The sequence below is a fragment of the Leptolyngbya sp. FACHB-36 genome, from assembly GCF_014695955.1.
Taxonomy (GTDB): Bacteria; Cyanobacteriota; Cyanobacteriia; order Leptolyngbyales; family Leptolyngbyaceae; genus FACHB-36.
The window spans coordinates 1-5006 of the sequence record NZ_JACJPG010000284.1 but is presented as its reverse complement, the minus strand read 5'-3'; the positions used below and the strand labels follow the sequence as shown (position 1 = coordinate 5006).

4 protein-coding genes and 1 pseudogene are annotated in these 5006 nt (G+C 53.9%); 4 read left to right on the top strand and 1 reads right to left on the bottom strand.

The window, feature by feature from the left end:
• The 4 genes from H6F43_RS07500 to murJ all read left to right on the top strand — a co-directional run.
• A partial coding sequence (locus H6F43_RS07500) for an ABC transporter permease (RefSeq protein WP_190342177.1) occupies positions 1 to 988 on the top strand: 988 nt, incomplete at its 5' end.
• Positions 892 to 2181: an ABC transporter permease gene (locus tag H6F43_RS07495; RefSeq protein ID WP_199290195.1), complete on the top strand. Its 1290-nt coding sequence runs from the start codon at positions 892 to 894 to the stop codon at positions 2179 to 2181. The genes H6F43_RS07500 and H6F43_RS07495, both read left to right, overlap by 97 nt.
• Positions 2182 to 2316: 135 nt before the next feature.
• Positions 2317 to 2841 (top strand): 2'-5' RNA ligase family protein, encoded by a 525-nt coding sequence (locus H6F43_RS07490; protein WP_190342176.1) that lies wholly within the window; start codon positions 2317 to 2319, stop codon positions 2839 to 2841.
• Between the two features lie 266 nt (positions 2842 to 3107).
• The gene (murJ, locus tag H6F43_RS07485) at positions 3108 to 4772 is read left to right on the top strand and encodes a murein biosynthesis integral membrane protein MurJ (protein WP_190342175.1); all 1665 of its coding nucleotides are present in this window, start codon (positions 3108 to 3110) and stop codon (positions 4770 to 4772) included.
• A gap of 27 nt (positions 4773 to 4799) precedes the next feature.
• On the opposite strand, the pseudogene H6F43_RS07480 reads toward murJ, so the two are convergent.
• A pseudogene (locus H6F43_RS07480) lies at positions 4800 to 5006 on the bottom strand (C-3',4' desaturase CrtD); the annotation flags it as partial.

Below are 5006 nucleotides of genomic sequence, written 5' to 3'. Positions count from 1 at the left end.
CATCAGTCGAGAATACATTGCCACGTTTGAGCGCACGAATAAATTCCATCTAGCTGCTCAGGGCGCAAATGTGAACGTGCCTCGACTGCTCGATCAAGGACGAATTGCTGCCGGAGTCATTATTCCGCCCGAATTCTCACGCCACCTGAAGCGACGCGGGCGAGACGCACAAGTGCAGGTGTTGGTCGATGGCACCGACGCAAACACGGCTAATATTGTCCGGGCATATGCCAATGCCACGACCAATTCCTTTGCGGAGAATTTGCGATCGCCCGGCTCGTCAACCACCAATGCAATTACACAAAATGAGCGATCGTCCAACGCCGCACGCTCTGTAACCCTGCAAACGCGGCTTTGGTACAACCCCGGTCTAGAAACATTGCAGTACATTGGACCCGGAGCGCTAGCAATTACGGTGACGCTGTTTCCGTCACTGCTCGCCGGGTTAGCCACCGCCAAAGAAACCGAACAAAATACCATCACCCAGATCTATGCATCTAGCCTGACCGGAACAGAGTATCTGTTGGGAAAAGCCGCCGCCTTCTGGCTGGTCGGCATGGCGGAGGTGCTGTTGACGCATGTGGAATCCTGGATCTTTTTTGGGCTGTGGTTTGCTGGAGATCCCACTCCCGTGATTGCTGGCTCAGCACTATATATCGCCTGCGTGGTGCTGTGGGGCATTTTTCTGGGCACAAATGCCAAAACTCAGAGCGCCGTTATCCAAGCGGTTTCGTTCACTGCTTTTTTGCTGTCGCTTCAGTTTTCCGGCTATGTCTATCCGATTTCTAATATCCCAGTTTATATCCGCTGGATCTCCGGAATTGTGCCCGCCCGCTATTACATTCTGCTGACGCGGGATGCTTATACCCGTGGTGTGGGTTGGATTAGCGTTTGGAGTTCAGTTCTGGCACTCGCCGCGATCGCCAGCTTCTTTTTCTTTCTCGCGTGGCGCAAATTACAGAAGATGCAAGTGGAGACAACAGAATGAGCGATCGTGTTGCTGATTTTTTCGATCGTATTTTGGGCAGTCGGTTTTGGGCGCTGTTTCTCAAAGAAGTCTCGCAAATTCTGCACAACCGCCAACTGCTGATTCAACTGCTGCTGCCGCCAACGTTGATGCTGTCGCTGTTTGGCTTTGCGCTAAATCCAAACTTCGAGAATTTGCGCGTTGGAATTACAGACTACAGCCACAGCCGAGCCTCCCGCGAATTTATCGAACTATTTAATCAAACAACTGCCTTTAATATCCGCAAATACTATGCCAACGAGCAGGACATGCAGGCAGATTTAGAAACAGGCAAGCTCACAGTGGGTGTCACGATTCCGCCGGAGTTTGATGATGATCTGGCTCGAAAACGCCCGACTCAGGTGCAGGCGCTGTTCGACGCAGTAGACGCTAACACCGCCAGCGTTGCCTCTGGCTATCTCAACCAGTTGGTGAGCGATTATAATCTGCGCCGATCGGACCGCAATCAACGCCGTCAAGGAACCAGCAGTTCCCTTAACTCCGCGCCGACCAATCCCGATCTACAGCCAAATCAAATTCAACTTCAAACGACGGTATTCTACAATCCGGGACTAAAAGGCTCCTGGTTTATCGTGCCTGGAACGATCGGCATTGTGCTAACGGTGGTCGGCTCTCAAGCGGCAGCTTCGCTAGTCGTGCGCGAAAAAGAAGCCGGAACGATCGAGCAATTGATCATGACGCCTGCTTCTAATACCGAAGTAATTTTTGCCAAAATTGCTCCCCTACTGGTGTTGCTGACCCTGGATGCGGTTATTGCGCTGCTGGTCGGAAAAATTGCCTTTGATCTGCCATTTCGCGGCAATTTGCTGGTATTTCTTGGTATTTCCATACTCTATTTTCTTGTGGGAATTAGCATTGGCATTATGATTGCCAGCTATGCCAAAAGTGAGCAGCAGGCGCAGTTAACGACGTTCTTTGTCAATCCACCGCTGGTTCTGCTGTCTGGCGGTAACTCCCCCACTTCTGCTATGCCGCCGTTTATGCAGTGGTTGTCTTACCTCGATCCAATGCGCTACTTCATTGAGGTTTGCCGTGGAGTGTTACTTAAAGGCGTAGGGCTGGAGGTGTTATGGTCTCAAGTTTTAATCTTACTGATGTTTGCGATCGTGCTAATGACGTTAAGCATTCGTCAGTTCCGTCGCCAGCTAATGTGAATAGGCTGAGCGTTACGGAGTGCCAGAAGCGATCGCGCGGATTCTCTGGGTAAAACAGCCGCGCCATGCGCGTTGCGAAACAGAACGGGCGATCAAGAAAATTATCATTACGATTCTTGAGTAATTAAGAGCACTATGCCTGAATCCTCATCTTCAATCCCGTTAATTTTGACGCTGAAGCTGGATCAGAAAATGTTTGATGTTTTTGATCAATTGCGGCAGCAGCATTTTCCACCTGCGAGAAATGTTTTACCTGCTCATGTCACCCTCTTTCACGCGCTGCCAGGTGATCACGAGCTTGATATTAAGCAGTTCCTGGAGAAGATCAGTCAACCAACTCCGGTATTACCTCTCACGTTCCCAAAACTACGCTTTCTGGGCAAAGGCGTTGCGGTGGAGGTCGATTGTCCAGAGCTCATTCAACTGCGGCAGCGCCTTGCAGAACAGTGGAATAGCTGGCTGAGTCGGCAAGATCGACAGAGCTATCGCCCCCACATCACCATTCAGAATAAAGTCACGACTGATGAAGCTCGACAGTTATACAACCAGCTTGAAGCTAGCTGGCAACCGCTAAATGGATACGCAGAGGGTTTGCTGCTTTGGTATTACAAAGGAGGACCCTGGGAGCTAGCGGGTGAATTTGCGTTCAAATCTGCTTAACACGATCGACAAATTTGCTTTGAAACAGCGTCATTTCAAAATCGTGTTTGTCGTGCATTCGCTAGCAGCTATAGAGTCGTCAATCCGTTATTTCCACGACAAGCCAGGATGCTTCCAACGACCATCAGAACACTCCAGCAAACAAATGTTCTATGGGCTCCGGCTCCTGAACTCAATGGGCTCTTTCCCGCTGAAACACCATTCACCTTCACATTTCTGAGACCCGATTCACGATTAAATAGGAAGGTCTTGATACGGAAAGCGGCGTGACTGAACCGAAACCTTCTCGTTCTCTGGCGGGCATTGCCGGAATTGTGGCAGTTGCCACTCTGATTAGCAAAGTGGTGGGGCTGGTGCGGCAGCAGGCGATCGCCGCTGCCTTCGGCGTGGGTCCGGCAGCAGGTGCGTACAACTTTGCTTACGTCATTCCGGGCTTTCTGCTGGTGCTGCTGGGTGGCATCAACGGTCCCTTCCACAGCGCGATCGTCAGCGTGTTGGCAAAGCGCAAGCAAGAAGATATCGCGCCGATCGTCGAAACCATCACGACGCTGGTGGTGGGCATTCTGCTGCTGGTGACGGTGGGGTTGGTGATTTTTGCCGAACCGCTGCTGCATCTAGTCGCACCGGGGCTGTATCTCACCGCTGACCAAGCGGCGGCTCAGGGAATTACGCCTGCCCTGTTTCAAGAATTGCTGCAAACGAAGGAGATTGCAGTTCAGCAGTTCCGCATTATGGCTCCGATGGCGGTGCTGGCGGGTCTGATCGGGATCGGCTTCGGGACACTCAATGCGGCAGATCAGTACTGGCTACCGTCGATTAGCCCGCTGTTTTCTAGCGTTACGGTGCTGATTGGGCTAGGCGGACTGGCGCTGCAACTGGGCAACAAGATCACCGCGATCGAGTACGCAGCGCTGGGAGGCGCGGTGCTGGCGTGGTCCACTTTGGCAGGAGCGGTGCTGCAATGGCTCGTGCAGCTTCCGGCACAGTGGCGATCGGGCTTGGGCGGGTTGCGATTGCGCTTCGACTTCCATCGCCCCGAAGTGCAGGACGTGATTCGGGTAATGGGACCCGCAACGTTCTCCTCCGGCATGTTGCAGATTAACGTCTGGACCGACCTGTTTTTCGCGTCGTTTATTCCACAGGCGGCGGCAGCCGTGTCCGCGATGGGCTACGCAGGCTTACTGGTGAACACGCCGCTGGGAATTCTGTCTAACGTCATTCTGGTGCCGCTGCTGCCCGTGTTTGCGCGGCTTGCTAGCCCCGAACACTGGGACGAATTGAAAGACCGAATTCGGCAGGGCTTGCTGCTGACAGCGGTGGCAATGCTGCCTCTGAGCGCGCTGATGATGACGCTGGCGGTGCCGATCGTTCGCGTTGTCTACGAGCGCTACGCCTTTGACCAGGAAGCGTCGATCTTAACGGCTTCGGTGCTGGTTGCCTACAGCGTCGGCATGTTCGTGTATCTCGGTCGAGACGTGCTGGTGCGGGTGTTTTACGCCTTGGGCGACGGCGATACACCCTTCCGCATCAGCATTTTTAACATTTTCCTGAATGCGCTTCTGGATTTTCTACTGGTGCGTCCGCTGGGCGTTGTCGGCTTGGTGCTGGCGACGGTCGGCGTCAACGTGATCTCGATGGTGACGCTGCTGTGGATTCTCAACCGCAGGCTGCATGGTTTACCGCTGCGCCAGTGGGGACTGCCGACGCTAGGACTGGCTGGCGCAAGCGCGATCGCGGGAGCTGTCTGCTGGGGTACGCTGTGGGCAATCCAACAGCCGTTTGGCAGCAATGGACTTCTGCTGCAACTGGCTCAATTGAGCATTGCAGGACTGGTGGGACTGGGCGTATTCGCCGTGATCGCTGCCCAACTGAGGCTGCCGGAATTTGAGCTGCTGATCAGTCGCGTGCGCCAAAAACTTCAGCGGCGCTAAAGAAGCGTTTGTTCGACGATCGCCGCTCTAGCGCGTGGCTACCTCAATCTGCCGCACTGCCGTTAGTGCCGAATAGCTCACGCCTGCTGTTCCCTCGCCCGGATGCGTTGAGTCACCCACCAGCCACAAGCCCTGAATCGGGGTGCGATTGGCAAACCCAAACGGACCAAAGGTCGGCACCCGCTGCCCAATTCCACCCACGACGCCGCGATCGCGAGCCGTATACCGCGCAAA